At 46.0% G+C, this 14,412-nt stretch carries 15 protein-coding genes; 11 read left to right on the top strand and 4 right to left on the bottom strand.

The features are described from left to right. Positions 1–52: 52 nt before the first annotated feature. The 3 genes from AR334_RS18475 to AR334_RS18465 all read right to left on the bottom strand — a co-directional run bounded on the left by AR334_RS18475 (position 53) and on the right by AR334_RS18465 (position 2,543). A complete protein-coding gene (locus AR334_RS18475; RefSeq protein ID WP_066314894.1) occupies positions 53–1,108 on the bottom strand; it encodes an ABC transporter permease in 1,056 nt (351 codons plus the stop codon). After that, the gene (locus AR334_RS18470; protein WP_066314885.1) at positions 1,086–1,829 is read right to left on the bottom strand and encodes an ABC transporter ATP-binding protein; all 744 of its coding nucleotides are present in this window, start codon (positions 1,827–1,829) and stop codon (positions 1,086–1,088) included. The genes AR334_RS18475 and AR334_RS18470 overlap by 23 nt, the downstream gene beginning before the upstream one ends. Before the next feature lie 96 nt (positions 1,830–1,925). After that, a complete protein-coding gene (locus AR334_RS18465) occupies positions 1,926–2,543 on the bottom strand; it encodes a TetR/AcrR family transcriptional regulator (protein WP_066314882.1) in 618 nt (205 codons plus the stop codon). Between the two features lie 301 nt (positions 2,544–2,844). Here AR334_RS18465 and AR334_RS18460 point away from each other — a divergent pair, with 301 nt between their 5' ends. From AR334_RS18460 to AR334_RS18425, 8 genes are all read left to right on the top strand, one after another. Next, positions 2,845–3,462 carry a putative ABC transporter permease gene (locus tag AR334_RS18460; protein ID WP_066314879.1) on the top strand — a complete coding sequence of 206 codons (618 nt, stop codon included), beginning with the start codon at positions 2,845–2,847 and terminating at the stop codon, positions 3,460–3,462. A gap of 226 nt (positions 3,463–3,688) precedes the next feature. Next, positions 3,689–4,975, top strand: a complete 1,287-nt coding sequence (locus AR334_RS18455) for a nitrous oxide reductase family maturation protein NosD (protein ID WP_066314870.1) — start codon at positions 3,689–3,691, stop codon at positions 4,973–4,975. Next, positions 4,972–5,544 carry a nitrous oxide reductase accessory protein NosL gene (locus AR334_RS18450; protein ID WP_066314855.1) on the top strand — a complete coding sequence of 191 codons (573 nt, stop codon included), beginning with the start codon at positions 4,972–4,974 and terminating at the stop codon, positions 5,542–5,544. Before AR334_RS18455 ends, AR334_RS18450 begins: the two co-directional genes overlap by 4 nt. Positions 5,545–5,586: 42 nt before the next feature. After that, on the top strand, positions 5,587–6,399 hold the full coding sequence (locus AR334_RS18445) for an ABC transporter permease (RefSeq protein WP_066314847.1): 813 nt from the start codon (positions 5,587–5,589) through the stop codon (positions 6,397–6,399). Then, complete coding sequence (locus tag AR334_RS18440; protein ID WP_066314843.1) at positions 6,396–7,100, top strand: ABC transporter ATP-binding protein; 705 nt, start codon at positions 6,396–6,398, stop codon at positions 7,098–7,100. The genes AR334_RS18445 and AR334_RS18440 overlap by 4 nt, the downstream gene beginning before the upstream one ends. A gap of 54 nt (positions 7,101–7,154) precedes the next feature. Beyond that, complete coding sequence (locus AR334_RS18435; protein ID WP_066314837.1) at positions 7,155–7,976, top strand: sensor histidine kinase; 822 nt, start codon at positions 7,155–7,157, stop codon at positions 7,974–7,976. After that, positions 7,948–8,589, top strand: coding sequence for a response regulator transcription factor (locus tag AR334_RS18430; protein ID WP_066314830.1), 642 nt, complete (start codon positions 7,948–7,950; stop codon positions 8,587–8,589). The genes AR334_RS18435 and AR334_RS18430 overlap by 29 nt, the downstream gene beginning before the upstream one ends. A 79-nt stretch (positions 8,590–8,668) precedes the next feature. Continuing rightward, positions 8,669–9,856, top strand: coding sequence for a chromate transporter (locus tag AR334_RS18425; RefSeq protein ID WP_066314825.1), 1,188 nt, complete (start codon positions 8,669–8,671; stop codon positions 9,854–9,856). 246 nt (positions 9,857–10,102) lie between these two features. Here the strand turns inward: AR334_RS18425 and AR334_RS18420 are convergent, their stop codons facing one another. Next, the gene (locus AR334_RS18420; protein ID WP_216638032.1) at positions 10,103–10,483 is read right to left on the bottom strand and encodes a VOC family protein; all 381 of its coding nucleotides are present in this window, start codon (positions 10,481–10,483) and stop codon (positions 10,103–10,105) included. Positions 10,484–10,778: 295 nt separating this feature from the next. On the opposite strand from AR334_RS18420, the gene AR334_RS18415 reads away from it, so the two are divergent. The 3 genes from AR334_RS18415 (at position 10,779) to AR334_RS18405 (ending at position 14,410) form a co-directional block, all read left to right on the top strand. Continuing rightward, on the top strand, positions 10,779–11,150 hold the full coding sequence (locus tag AR334_RS18415) for a metalloregulator ArsR/SmtB family transcription factor (protein WP_066314818.1): 372 nt from the start codon (positions 10,779–10,781) through the stop codon (positions 11,148–11,150). Further along, positions 11,143–13,206 (top strand): heavy metal translocating P-type ATPase, encoded by a 2,064-nt coding sequence (locus AR334_RS18410; RefSeq protein ID WP_082693009.1) that lies wholly within the window; start codon positions 11,143–11,145, stop codon positions 13,204–13,206. Before AR334_RS18415 ends, AR334_RS18410 begins: the two co-directional genes overlap by 8 nt. Positions 13,207–13,468: 262 nt before the next feature. Continuing rightward, positions 13,469–14,410, top strand: coding sequence for a cation diffusion facilitator family transporter (locus AR334_RS18405; RefSeq protein WP_066314812.1), 942 nt, complete (start codon positions 13,469–13,471; stop codon positions 14,408–14,410). Positions 14,411–14,412 lie beyond the last annotated feature (2 nt).

Below are 14,412 nucleotides of genomic sequence, written 5' to 3'. Positions count from 1 at the left end.
TATGGTAGAAAAACAAAATCCAAAGGAGTTTGAGTCCTTTGGATTTTGTTTTCTATAATGTTCTATATTTCTTCAGTGCAAAAATATTTAAAACGATAAAGATAAGGGCGAAGATGCCTAGGGCGAGAAGGTCACCGCTGATTTCGCTCAATCCTGCTCCCTGATACATGACGCTTTTTAAAGCATCGCCCGCGTAGTACATCGGGATGACTTTAGCAAAGGCCTGAAGCCATTCGGCCATCCCCTCAAGCGGGAAAATCCCGGCAAAGAACACCTGCGGAATGACGGCAATCGGAATGAATTGCATCATTTGAAATTCCGAAGATGCAAACGAGGATAACAGAATCCCTAACGAAAGTGCGACCAATGCCAACAGTAAATTAATTAGAATCACATGAAAAATTGAACCCACCAGCACGATATCGAGCACATTGATCGCATACAGCACGACAATAATTGTTTGCACCACAGCAAAGATTCCATAGCCCGTTAAATAAGCAGTAATAATTTCTGCCCGGCGAATCGGGGTCGACATTAACCGCTCCAATGTTCCGGTCGTTCGTTCGCGCAGCAGGCCGATTCCCGAAATAATGAAAACAAAGAAGAACACGAAAAAGCCAACCAATATCGGGCTTAACACATCAAAAAAGACCGTGTCCTTATCGCCATAAACATATTTGGTATCAATTTTTTGCGGCGTCATCCCGGCTAGAGCGGGATTTTTTTGAATCAAATTGGTTTGGGTCAAGGAGGCAACCGCCTGATTTACCTTTGCCTGCAGCCCTTTCGCCTTGGTTGGGTCATCGTTTTGCAGGGTCAGTTCCATTTTTCCATTATCCTGCAGTAGTAATCCATCGAGATCCTCGTCTGTAATTGCGGTTTTCGTCGCGTTATCCAATTTCTCCACCTTAATGTCAGCCTTTTTCAAAACCTTCACAAGGCTTTCATCTATTCCTGCTACACCTAATTTCGGATCGACCGTATTCCCATTAAATAAAAAGTACATCAAGGTCAGGATTAATAGCGGAGCGACAAACATTAATGCCAACGTCCGTTTGTCGCGCAGCATTTGCTGACAAATTCGTTTAATTAGCGCCCAAATTCTCATGCTGTTTCACCCCCGCTTTTAAAAATACTTCATCAAAATGAGTAACCTGGTATTGCTCCTTTAATGCTGCCGGGGACCCGCTAGTAATAATCCGTCCATCACGGACCATGGCGACATAATCGCAGCGTTCCGCCTCATCCATGACATGGGTCGTGACGATAATCGTCTTTTCTTCCTCCGTTTTTAACCGCAGCAGCTCATTCCAAATCGATAATTTCAACTCGGGGTCAATTCCGACGGTCGGTTCATCCAAGATCAAAATTTTCGGGTCCTGAATCAAGGCGATTGCCAATGAAAGGCGCCGCTTCATCCCGCCGGAGTAGGCGGAAACACGCTTTTTTAAGTCGGCGGTTAGATTGACCAACCCTGCCGCGTAAGCAATCCTCTGTTTCTGATCTTCTTTATTTAATTTATAAAGCGAGGCGAAAAACTTTAAATTCTCTTCGCCGGTCAATTCTGCGTAGAGGGCATCGGATTGGGCCATATAGCCAATTTCCTGAAGGATGGCGAGGTTCGGCATTTTTTTATCGAGAACTTGAATTGCCCCGGAATCTGCTTTTTCCATGCCGACAATCATTTTGACCAACGTCGTCTTCCCGGCACCAGAAGGCCCGATCAGTCCGTAAAGCTGTCCTTTATCAATCGATAAGCTGACGTCTTCGAGAACTGCCTTTTTGCTGAAGCTTTTGTTCACCTGCTCTACCTTGATGGCTGGATTCATTGATAATCCTCCTTAATCAACACTGTGTTGAGTGTTTCTAATTTAATATTAGAGCGCTCCCGGGTGAATTACAATAAACAAAACAGTGGATTATGTTCATTTTTCAATAGGCGGTTTTAAACCTGCCACATAGCCAGGGCCCAATAATGTCATTTTTGTTAAAATGAGCGTGATTTCACGAGGCGACTTTTCCATTCCAGTTTCAAGCCAATGCTGGACCACGCCAAGATGGGCCGAGCTCAGGTAGGCCAGCAGGATTTCGACTGGCACTTGAATGCCTTCTTTATCGAGCTTGGTGACTAATTTACTGTAGAAGATTTTTTTTATGAAGCTTTTAAGTTTTACCTGGAATGATGCGTTGCCATTCGCTCCCAGAATGACCTCTAAAAACTCGGCATGCTCTTGAAAGAATTCAAAGAGTTTGAGAATGATGGGAAAGGGTTCATCATTGCTGGTATAGGCCATTGCATCCACTGGGTCAATGTTTTCCGTAATAGCTGCGATTCCTTTGAGAATCTCCTCTTCACTTTGCTCGAGCAAATCGTATTTATCGCGGTAATGCAAATAGAAGGTCCCCCGATTGATTTGCGCCTTCTCGGTCAAATCCCGGACTGTGATTTCTTCAAACCCTTTTTCCTCCATTAATTGAGTGAGGGCGTCGCGAATGACTCGCTTCGTACGCGCCACGCGCTTATCGGCAATTTTTTCAGTCAATATGATTCACCTCGATTAGTTTTGTTAAAATTATACGAAATTCCTGTAGATTAATGAACACGATGTTGATTATTTTTTGAAAGAGCAGTCCCGAAATCCGTTCGGCGAAATCTCTCTTTGATTTGGCGAAATACCGTCTAAATTCAGCGAAATAACGCCTTGATTCGGCGAAACAACTCCATATTTCGGCGAAAACCCAGCCGATTTCAGCGAAATCTCAAACAGGATTATTTTGGTATACTTTTCTGTCACCCGGCTAAACTAAGTTGTGAATTTTTAACCTATGAAAGGTGGATTAGCCATGATTATTAACTTGTTAAAAGGGTTTGAATACCAAAATTCAGATGTCCTTTTTACCCAGGCAGCAGCCGTGATTGTGTTTTATTTTACTGTGTATTCCTTTCTGGGCTGGCTGTTGGAAAACAGCTACAACTTTTTAACCAAAGGCAAATTCATCAAAGACAATTTTTTATACGGACCGTTTAAACCGATGTACGGCTTTGCTCCAATCATACTGGTGTACTTGATCACACCGGAAACACATTGGGCGTTGGTGCTTCTTCTTTGTTTCATTATCCCAACACTCATCGAATATGTGAGCGGTGCCATGCTCCAAAAACTGTTTCACCGCCAATATTGGGACTACTCCGACACCCCGATGCAGCTTCACGGCCACATTTGCCTGCCCTTTTCCCTATGCTGGGGCGTATTGTCATTCATCGTCCTAAAATGGGTCCATCCAGCAGTAGGTGCCACCTATGGGGTAGTTGAGCAACTATGGTCATGGACATGGCCGGCAGTCGGACTCTATTTCATCGCTGACATGGTTCTTACCGTGCGAAGTCATATAATGGTGCCTGACACCATAAGCGATACTGACACTATTGCAAATACAGAAATGATAAAAAACCCGGAATAACTCAATCTTTTTAGGCTCTTTCTAATTAAGTTTAGAAGGAGCTTTTTTGTGTCCGCCGGCAACACCCGCCATTACCCTCGCTTTCCAAAACTGTTCAAATCCGAATGGAAAAATAGCCCGGTTGAGTCATAGGAAAAGTATCCAAATTGGATTAAGTTATAGGTTGTTATATTAAATTTCCCATGCACTAAGTATCATTGGTGCCTATAGGAAGGACATCAGTTCCATGAAGACTATTATGAATCTGCTTTTATTGGCGGGGATACTGACCATTTTCGGAGGAAAGGGGGCTGCCGTAGAAGCAGAAACCTCGCTACAGGCTTTGATAAACGCGACACCCGAGGGAGGGACATTGACACTCAAGGCCGGAACTTATGAAGAACCACTGATTTTAAAGAAACCGATTACCCTGATCGGCGAGAAAGGCACCTTCATCAAAGCATGCTCTGATCAACCCGCGATTACTATTACCGGGAAAAATGTCACACTGAAGGGCATAAGTGTCATCGGATGCCGACAAATTCCGGCAGCGGTGACTGTCAACGGTAGGAATCATCACCTGAAGGACCTGGTCATCAATTCGGCAAGCATCGGCATCAAGTTGGAAAGTGCCGTAAACTCCAGTTTTAAAAATATCGAAATATCCGGTCAAGGCATAGAGAATGGCATCGAGCTATGGGAATCCCATCAGAATGCCTTTGAAACGATCACAATCGTTCGAGTCCAAGACGGATTCTACCTCGAAAACAGCCATAATAATACGCTGCTGGGAAATCACATTAAGGAGTCACGGTATGGAATTCACGTGATGTTTTCCGATCATGCCACGATTAAAAAGAATACCTCCACCCGCAATGTGACCGGAGCGATGGTGATGGAAACGAGCGGGTCCACGATCGAAAATAACAAATTCTATGGAAATAATGAAAGCGTAAACGCCCAAGGAATGCTTCTTTTCGATGTTCATGACTCGACAATCCGCGATAACTTGATTTCCGAAAACAGGGTGGGACTGTTTATTGAAAATTCCACGGCGAACGAGATTACTAGCAACAAAATAACGGCAAACTTTGTAGGCGCGCAAATCATGAAAACGGCGGAAAATGCAATCGAGGACAATGCCTTTATCGGAAATGTCAACCATTTTCAAGCCATCGGCGGCATGGGTGGCGGCACCAATCAAATCCGCCACAACTATTGGGATTCTGCCCTTAAGCTGGATACCGATGGTGATGGAAAAAGCAATCTGCCGTACCAAGCCGATCCCTACTTTTTAACACTTATTAAGGAAACACCAGAGTACCAGCTATTTTTTCAGCATCCGGGACTGATTCTGCTGCAAAAAATGCTAAAAAGCCCTGCGGGGATGGTCGTGACCGATGTGGCGCCGCAAATGGAGCAATCCACCCACGAGCCACTCGAATCGCAGCCATCAGACCTTACCGGGGCCTTGAGCTTCGTCATGATTTCAACCAGTCTATTAATCATTTTTTTCGGGAGGAAACAATTATGAAACTACGCCTATTACTATTTACAATCATCTCTATTATTCTCATCGCCGGCTGCGGCAAAAAGGAAATCAAGCCGGTGGCGATCAACGAACAGAGCGATAAATGCGAGGTTTGCCATATGGCCGTGAAGGATGACGGGTTCGCTACAGAAGTCATTCTTGAAAACGGAAAGGCACTGCTGTTTGACGACATCGGCTGCATGTACAAATGGATGGGAGAAAACGAGGGCAAGGAGGTCGCTAACTCCTACGTCAAAGATTATGATTCCAAGGAATGGCTTGAGCTTGAAAAGGCCTCATTCGTCTACGACAAGCCAATCAAAACGCCGATGGCTTACAATGTCATCGCCTTTTCTGATGAAAAAGCAGCCAAAAGCTTTATTGAGGAACATGGCAGCGGTGACCTATTAAGCTATGAAAAACTTCAGCATCACTCCTGGGAGCGCAATCAGGACATGGTCAAGGAGATGAAGGAAAAAATGCAAGGTCATGGCAATTCCGGCGAAATGGATATGAATGGTTCCAGTGACCAACACGATATGAACAAGGGCGATTCCGACAGTAAGCATTAATTCCAGGACATCGAATCTAAGCAGCTCGAAAGGAATTTTTCTATGGTTAATTTATGGCTTTCCGAATGGAAAACGATGACTCGGCAGCGTTCCTACTATACCTTTCTCGTCCTGTGGGTCATCGTTTTTTCCTTATTGTTTCTACTTGAAAAAAATAACCCGAACGTCTCTGGGTTTACCAACACAACGGGAACCATCGTTAATATCCTGTTGTATTTGCTGCCGTTATTGATGTTGATGACCGGCTCTTTTTCGATTGCTAATGAACTGGAAAACGGGCAGTGGCATCTGCTCTGCACCTATCCGGTCAGCGTTCCCGCCTACTTATTCGGCAAATTTTTCGGGCTGATTACGGCCCAAACGGTGGTGTTCACCCTTAGCTACGGAATTAGTATGGCGATTGGCCTCATCGCCGGCATCGCGCTTGGGCTAAACTGGCTCCTGCTCATTTACTTGTTTTCCCTAATGCTAATCATCGTTTTTCTGTTTCTCGGCATGTCGATTGGAACCATTGTCAACACGCGGTGGCAGGCATTCACCGTCTCGGTTGCCGTCTGGTTTCTCCTGATTATGATTTGGCCGACCGCGTTAATTACTATTTTGGGGCTTGTACCTTATCCAATGATTGAGCCATTGATGAAAGTGGCGATGATTGTCAATCCTGCAGAATTTTTGCGCATTTTTTTTATTGTCCAGTGGGACAGCGGTTCAATTTTTGGCCAGTCCTATGATTCTATCGTTGGATTATTCCAATCGGGAACGGGATGGCTTGTTCTGTTGATTTACCTCCCGATTTATTTTGGAGCGGTATCCGTGATTCCGCTATTTTCCTTAATGAGGAGGCGGGCGAATTGACACTTGAAATCAACGGTATATCAAAAGCCTTTAAAAAGAAAACCGCGTTGCAGCCGTTTTCCTTATCAGCAAGGCCAGGCGAGTGCATCGCCCTATGCGGTGGGAATGGCGCCGGAAAAAGCACGCTGCTCGATATTGTTGCCGGCATCTCGGCACCAAGCTCCGGCACTGTCAAACTTACCGGGGTCGACCTGCATACCGACCGAAAAAACTATATCTCCGCCATCGGCTATATGCCCGATGAATTTTTCGCGCAGGAAATGCTGACAGTAGCCGAGTTTCTAACGTTTTACGGCCGGTTTCGGAACGTTCCGGCAAAGCGCATTCAAGAGGTCATTGGAACCCTTGGCCTGGAAACAAAGCAAAACGAACGCCTCAAGCATCTGTCAAAAGGAATGCGGCAGCGGCTTTTATTCGGGCAGGCATGGCTGGCACAGCCGGCTCTGATGATTCTCGATGAACCAACAAACGGGCTTGACCCATATTGGATTAATGTTTTTATCGACTTATTGAAAAAAATCAAACAAACCGGAACGACGATCCTGTTTTCCACCCATATGATGGACGTAGCCGCTGAAGTTGCCGACAGGATTATCTTCATGGAAAACGGGACGCAACTCGAAATTATCGAAAATAGCGGAGGAAATCCCGACCGATTTATGGTTGATTTGTTGAATCGTTATCGAAAAATAGAAGCCTGAGAGAGTCAGCTATGTTTTAATAGAGGTAGAAGGATAAAAAAGGGGGGCTCAGGCGTGTCCTACCGCAAGCTGAAATGGATAACAATTTTGCTGCCTACCGTGCTGATTGGCGGCTTTGAACTACTAAGGCATAGTGTGTGGCTCCATAACCTGTCGATGGACGTCGGCAATTATTTGATCATCGTCTTAACTCTATTCATCTTCTACATATTCGCCACCTGGATGTTCAAAACAATTGAGGAAAAAAACAGGCGCCTCGCCCAGGAGCGGGAAATGCGGGCCGTGTTTGAGGAGCGCGAACGGCTTGCCAAGGAACTGCATGATAATATCGCCCAGACGTTATTTTTATTAAAAGTGAATTTAAAAAAGGGGAAAGTGAACGAAGCGTCGGCCCTCGTAAATTCTATCGACGCCAATGTACGCCAGGCAATCTATAATTTACGGATGAGCCCGGAGGAACTGATTTCTTTTTCAAAAAGAGTGGAGAAATGGCTCGATGATTGGAGCACGGTCTCGGGAATAGAACCGAAGCTCGCGATGAGGCTGCCGGATGGTTATTTCAGTCCGTCAGAGGAAGTGCAGTTGTTTGGCATTATCCAGGAAGCATTCACCAATATCCGCAAGCATTCGGAGGCTGCGGCCGCCTCGCTGGAATTGCAAACGGGCTCCGAAGGTTGGAAATTGACCATCGCGGATGACGGGAAAGGTTTTTCAAAAAATGAAACCACCCACATTCATTACGGTCTGGCGATGCTGCGGGAGCGGGCGCAAAAAATCGACGCTGCCGTTGAAATTACCTCCAAAAATAATGAAGGAACGATCATTACCGTGAAAGGAAGCGGGAAGTATGGTACCGTATCGAGTGTTAATCGCTGATGACCACCCCCATGCGCGTCTGGCCATAAGGGCGATTCTAGAGGAAGATTCCTTGTTTAAAATTGTTGGCGAGGCGAAACACGGCCGGGAAGCGATTCAGCTTTGCGAGCGGGAACTTCCCGACATCCTCCTGATCGATATAGAAATGCCGATCATGGACGGCCTTGAAGCGACGAAACTCATCAAAGAGAAATTTCCGTTTATTAAAGTGATCATCCTGAGCGTTTCCGACAATGTCGGCGATTTGTTTACCGCCATCCAGTACGGCGCCCAGGGGTATTTGCTGAAAAACATGGACCCCGATGACTGGCTGCAATATCTTCATTCGGTTGTCGACGGCTCGAGCGCTACAACCAGGGATTTGGCGGGCAAGCTGCTGTACCAATTTCGCGAGCGCGACCTGCAGAACACCCCGGAAATCAATTCACTGACGCCTCGTGAAAAGGAAATCCTGCTGTTGGTATCGGACGGGTTGACGAATAAGCAAATTGCCGAGCAACTATTTATTGCCGAAAATACGGTGAAAAATCATATCAAACATCTGCTGGGAAAGCTGGAGCTTGAAAACCGTGTCCAGCTCGCGTCTTATGCGGTTAAATATATTACGAACTAATAAAGTGGCTTTTGGCTTGCGCCTTGCACCGAGTATATGAAAAAATGAATAATAAGTATAATCATCGGAGGACAATGCATTGGCGCAAAACAGGGGAAAGGCATTACTTGAAATATGGCTTGTATCCACCAAACTCGGATTGACTTCATTTGGCGGGCCAATTGCCCATTTAGGCTATTACCATGAAGAATACGTCCGACGCCGGAAATGGCTTGACGAGAAAAGCTACGCCGACTTGGTGGCATTGTGCCAATTCTTGCCCGGCCCGGCGAGCAGCCAAGTCGGGATTGGCATCGGTGTGATGCGCGGCGGTTTGCTGGGCGGAATCCTTGCGTTTATCGGATTTACTGCCCCATCCGCCATCGCCCTCATTCTGTTCGCGTTACTGCTGCAAGGCTTTGATGTCAGTGGGGCGGGTTGGATTCAAGGGTTAAAAATTGTTGCCGTTGCCGTAGTGGCTCATGCAATTTTGGGAATGGCGCAGAAATTAACACCGGATATAACGACAAAGACGATTGCCCTATTTGCGGTCGTGGGAACACTGCTTCTGCCAGGAGCGTTTACCCAGGTTGGAGTAATCTTAATGGCGGCAGCAACCGGACTGTTTCTTTTTAAAAATAACAAGGCAGATCAAGCGGGTGAGCCCGATTTGAAATTTCCGATTTCCAGACGGTTTGCTGCGGTCTGTTTGATTTTGTTTTTCGGCTTGTTGTTTGCACTTCCATTGCTTAGGGGTGTTATGGCATCGGGTTGGCTGGCGATGTTTGACAGCTTCTACCGTTCCGGGTCGCTCGTGTTTGGCGGCGGGCATGTGGTGCTGCCGTTACTGGAAAGGGAGGTAGTCCCAACCGGCTGGTTAACGAAGGAAGAATTTCTCTCAGGTTATGGGGCCGCTCAAGCCGTCCCTGGTCCGTTGTTCACCTTTGCCTCCTATATCGGTGCAGTCATTAATGGCTGGCAGGGCGGCCTGATCGCGACCGCTGCGATATTTTTACCGGCATTTTTGCTCGTATTAGGCACACTGCCATTTTGGAATACGCTGCGCCGTAATCCCAAGATAAAAGGAGCCTTGGTTGGAGTCAATGCTGCTGTTGTCGGCATATTAGTCTCAGCGTTCTACAACCCGATTTGGACCAGTTCGATTTTACGACCGGCTGACTTTGCTTTGGCCGCAATTTTGTTCAGCATGCTGGCCTATTGGAAACTGCCGCCTTGGGTGGTTGTGGTTGCTGGTGCTGTGGGCGGCTCCCTGCTCGGTTTTTTATAGGTCTTTTATTTAAATTTAGTTAATAAATAGGTACGTGAAATTTTCGGTCGCAAATAGTTACTATTTGCGGCTTGTTTTTTTGAAAGAATCGGTCTCCTTCTTGGTATTTCGTCAAATTGGCTTTTGTTTTCGCTGATTTCTTAGTTTATTTCGCCGAACCGTGATGGTATTTCGCCGAATACTAAGCACATTTCGCCGTATCCCTGAATGTTTTCGCCAAACCGATCCATAACTCAAATCAGAGACCTAAATATTTTTATTAATTTCAATTAAGGTCCCATTCGGATCGCGAAAATGGGCAGCCCTTATGCCCCAATCTTCTCTGTCGTGCGGCTCCGTTATAAACGACACCTTCGATTTTAAAGAATAATAGATTTCATCGACATCATCCACAGCAAAAATTAACACGACTTCGTTTAATGGAACTGTTGTTGAATTATTTATTTCACCCACATCTTCAAGCATTTGTGCCTTATCAAATAGTGCAAGCTGGGTGCCCCCGACCCGAAACTGGGCATAATTCGAATGTTCATCACCCCAGGTACACTCAAAAGCTAGAATATCTTTATAAAAATGATAGCAGTCCCGATAATTATTCACCAAAAGCCGCGTGTGCGTTAGTCTCATGCTTATCCCTCTCGAAAGTAAGATTGGTTAATAATAATATTCTATTTTAGATAGTGATTATCCTTTTGGATTTTTACCGTCAGGATAAAGGCTTCCTTTTTAATTCACACAAACGGTCGATTTATTTGCGAATTCCTCCCTTTTATTTGCTCAGATAATTTTCCTCTTCCTCAAAACAAACATTCAAACATGCGTTAGAATATTTTTTCCAAAAACTTAACAATTTTATTGACATTCAAACCACTGTTTGAATATGATATATTCAAACGAACATTTGAATGAAGAAGGTGGCAGTATGAAAGAGCGCGATGTTTGCGAGGTTGCCTGCGTCGATAGTGAGAAAACGGCAAGAGTTCAGGAACAACTGCAAAAAAACAACCATGTACTCGAAGTGACCAAACTTTTTAAAGCACTATCCGACGAAACACGGATGAAAATAGCCTACGCCCTGACGCTTGAGGATGAACTGTGCGTTTGCGACGTGGCCCATATTGTTGGCGCCACAACCGCAACAGCATCCCATCACCTGAGGCATCTGAAAAATCTTGGCCTCGCCAAATATCGAAAAGAGGGCAAGCTTGTATATTATTCCCTCGACGATGACCATGTAAAACAATTAATCCATATTGCCTTCGAGCACCAGGAAGAGGTGACAACTCGTGGGTGAAGCAATCGAAAAACAAGTGTACCGTGTCCAAGGTTTTTCCTGAACGAGCTGTGCCGCCAAGTTCGAAAAGAACGTAAAACACCTGGATGGTGTTGTCGATGCACAAGTAAACTTTGGCGCTTCCAAACTGACAGTCTACGGTAACGCCACAATTGAAGAACTGCATGAAGCAGGCGCTTTTGAAAAATTAACTATTTATCCAGAAAAAGATAAGCTGCCGGCACAAGCAAAGGAGCCAATATGGAAACGCTACGGCCTGCTTGGGCTGTCAATGGCCCTCCTGATGGCCGGCTATCTCATTAACGAAAACCTCCTGTTCGCCGCAGCAATTTTACTGGGAGGCTACCCGCTGTTTAAAACAGGATTGAAAAATTTAACTCGCTTCGAGTTTGATATGAAAACACTAATGACCATCGCGATTATCGGCGCAGCCATCATCGGTGAATGGAGTGAAGGCGCAGTGGTCGTCATCCTATTCGCCATCAGCGAGGTGCTGGAGGGCTATTCAATGGATAAAGCGCGGGCCTCGATTCGATCGTTGATGGAGCTTGCGCCATCGGAGGCGCTGGTAATCAGGAACGGTCAGGAAATATTACTGAAGGCAGAAGACATCGAAGTCGGCGATATTATGCTTGTGAAACACGGCCAACGGATTGCCATGGACGGAGTCGTCATTGGGGGGGCGTCAGCCGTCAATCAGGCGGCCATCACTGGCGAGTCCGTGCCGGTTGAAAAATCAATCGATGACGAAGTGTTTGCCGGAACCTTAAATGAAGAAGGCTTTTTGAAAATTAAAGTCACCAAGCTAAGCGATGATACGACGATTGCCAAAATCATTCATCTTGTCGAAGAGGCGCAGGCGGAGAAGGCCCCGTCCCAGCAGTTTGTTGACAAGTTTGCCAAGTACTACACACCAGTCATTATGATAGTTGCAGCATTGGTCGCCATTGTCCCACCGCTGTTGTTTGGGGTCGATTGGCAGCAATGGATCTATCAAGGGTTAGCGGTACTCGTGGTCGGCTGCCCATGTGCGTTAGTCATCTCAACTCCCGTTTCCATCGTGACCGCGATCGGCAATGCCGCCCGCAAAGGCGTCTTAATCAAAGGTGGCAGCTTTTTGGAAGAAGCCGGAGCGTTAAAGGCGATCGCTTTTGACAAAACTGGCACGTTGACAAAAGGGGTGCCGGCTGTAACGGATTTTATCAATTTTAGCGATGATGAGAGTTTGTTAGAAAAAATAGCAGCGCTTGAGGCCAAATCCCAGCACCCTCTTGCTTCAGCGATTATCAAAAAAGCTGGCCGATACGCAGACTATCAGGTTGAAGACTTTTCCTCATTTACTGGAAAAGGTATACGAGGATCGGTTAACGGGGTTGAGTATCAAGTTGGCAATACGAAACTGTTCACTGAAATCCCTAGCAACATCTTGGGCCAAATCACTGATCTACAAAATCAAGGTAAAACGGTGATGATTGCCGGGAGCCAAAGTGAAATCCTTGGCCTGATTGCCGTTGCCGATGAGATTCGCGAAACAAGCCGTGGTGTGATCCAACAGATACACAAACTTGGCATACAGCAGACTATTATGCTGACAGGCGATAACCGGGCAGCTGCCGAGGCAATCGGGCGTCAAGTCGGAGTCACCGGAATTGAAGCAGAACTGTTGCCACAGGAAAAATTAGATTTCATTAAAAGGCTAAAGTCGCAGTTTGGAAGAGTGGCAATGGTCGGCGATGGCGTCAATGATGCTCCGGCACTGGCGGCAGCTAGTGTGGGAATCGCGATGGGCGGCGCCGGAACCGACACTGCGCTGGAAACAGCCGATGTCGCGCTAATGAACGATGACCTCGATAAGTTGCCGTTTACGATCAAACTAAGCCGGAAAACATTACGGATTATCAAACAAAATATTGCTTTATCACTTGTTGTGAAATTTCTGGCGTTGTTGCTGGTCGTTCCCGGCTGGCTAACCCTATGGATTGCGATTTTCGCCGATATGGGGATGACCTTGATTGTCACATTGAACGGGTTACGGCTGTTACGGGTAAAGGAGTAATTTAGGAGTTCGCGGATATATTTAATTTTTCGCGGATATCTTGAACTTAAACGCGGATATATTAAAAACTACGCGGATATATTGAAATAATCGCGGATATGTTCAATTTTCCCGCGGATAAATTACCTTTTTAACACCCCCGTCTTATTCGGCGGGATGTATCGAATTATTAAGATAGGAAAAAACTAGCGATAATCGTAACTTTTTCGATTTAGAGAAAAATAGTTGAGCCAGAAACAAAAAGGCTCATGGGGGGATAAACATGGGGCACCATCATCACCATCATGGACATGGACACTCACACGGCCACTCGCATGGCCATTCACATAGCAGCAATAATAAAAAGGCTTTATTCAGCGCCTTTATCTTAATTGCCGCATTCATGGTCGTAGAAGTCATCGGCGGATTGTTAACGAACAGCCTGGCGCTGCTCTCGGACGCAGGCCATATGCTAAGCGACGCTGCGGCATTGGGTTTGAGTTTTTTCGCCATCAAGCTTGGGGAAAAACAGGTTTCGCAGGAAAAAACGTACGGCTACAAGCGGTTTGAAATTATCGCCGCCGCACTAAACGGGTTAACGCTTATTCTGATTTCAATTTACATTTTCTATGAAGCTTTCCAACGCTTTTTCGCACCGCCAGAGATTCAAAGTACAGGAATGCTGATTATATCTGTGACCGGCCTGATTGTAAACATTGTTGCCGCCTGGATTCTAATGCGGGGCGACAAGGATGAAAATCTTAATGTCCGTAGCGCCTTTCTTCACGTGCTTGGCGATATGCTCGGCTCTGTCGGGGCAATCGTGGCTGCATTACTCATCATGTTTTTCGGTTGGGGCATCGCAGACCCGATTGCTAGCATCATTGTCGCCGTGTTGATTTTGATCAGCGGCTATCGTGTCACAAAAGATTCGTTCCATATTTTAATGGAGGGGGCGCCGACGCAAATCGATATGAACCAAGTAAAGGTTGCGCTCGGCAAGATTCCGTTTGTAAAGGAAGTCCATGATTTGCATATCTGGACGATTACCTCCGGTTATCCAGTGTTAAGCTGCCATATTACGATTACAGACGGCGGCGTGCACGATGAAATCCTAGCCCAATCGCAAAAAATCCTCCATGACGAATTTCATATTGAGCACAGTACCATCCAAGTTGAAAAAGACGCCGTTGGCTGCCCGAGCCCACACGGCACGTGTAATTAGAA

Origin of the sequence: Bacillus sp. FJAT-29814, from assembly GCF_001510715.1 — a bacterium.
Classification (GTDB): domain Bacteria; phylum Bacillota; class Bacilli; order Bacillales; family Cytobacillaceae; genus Neobacillus.
The sequence above is the reverse complement of the archived record's forward strand: the minus strand, read 5'-3'. Positions and strand labels throughout refer to the sequence as shown.

What these genes read in the sequence shown, in the direction of transcription:
- AR334_RS18430 (WP_066314830.1), top strand. Translation starts at nt 7,948, where the DNA reads ATGGTACCGTATCGAGTGTTAATCGCTGATGACCACCCCCATGCGCGT.
- AR334_RS18460 (WP_066314879.1), top strand. Translation starts at nt 2,845, where the DNA reads ATGATTATTAACTTGTTAAAAGGGTTTGAATACCAAAATTCAGATGTC.
- AR334_RS18475 (WP_066314894.1), bottom strand. Translation starts at nt 1,108, where the DNA reads ATGAGAATTTGGGCGCTAATTAAACGAATTTGTCAGCAAATGCTGCGC.
- AR334_RS18455 (WP_066314870.1), top strand. Translation starts at nt 3,689, where the DNA reads ATGAAGACTATTATGAATCTGCTTTTATTGGCGGGGATACTGACCATT.
- AR334_RS18470 (WP_066314885.1), bottom strand. Translation starts at nt 1,829, where the DNA reads ATGAATCCAGCCATCAAGGTAGAGCAGGTGAACAAAAGCTTCAGCAAA.
- AR334_RS18415 (WP_066314818.1), top strand. Translation starts at nt 10,779, where the DNA reads ATGAAAGAGCGCGATGTTTGCGAGGTTGCCTGCGTCGATAGTGAGAAA.
- AR334_RS18405 (WP_066314812.1), top strand. Translation starts at nt 13,469, where the DNA reads ATGGGGCACCATCATCACCATCATGGACATGGACACTCACACGGCCAC.
- AR334_RS18420 (WP_216638032.1), bottom strand. Translation starts at nt 10,483, where the DNA reads ATGAGACTAACGCACACGCGGCTTTTGGTGAATAATTATCGGGACTGC.
- AR334_RS18445 (WP_066314847.1), top strand. Translation starts at nt 5,587, where the DNA reads ATGGTTAATTTATGGCTTTCCGAATGGAAAACGATGACTCGGCAGCGT.
- AR334_RS18450 (WP_066314855.1), top strand. Translation starts at nt 4,972, where the DNA reads ATGAAACTACGCCTATTACTATTTACAATCATCTCTATTATTCTCATC.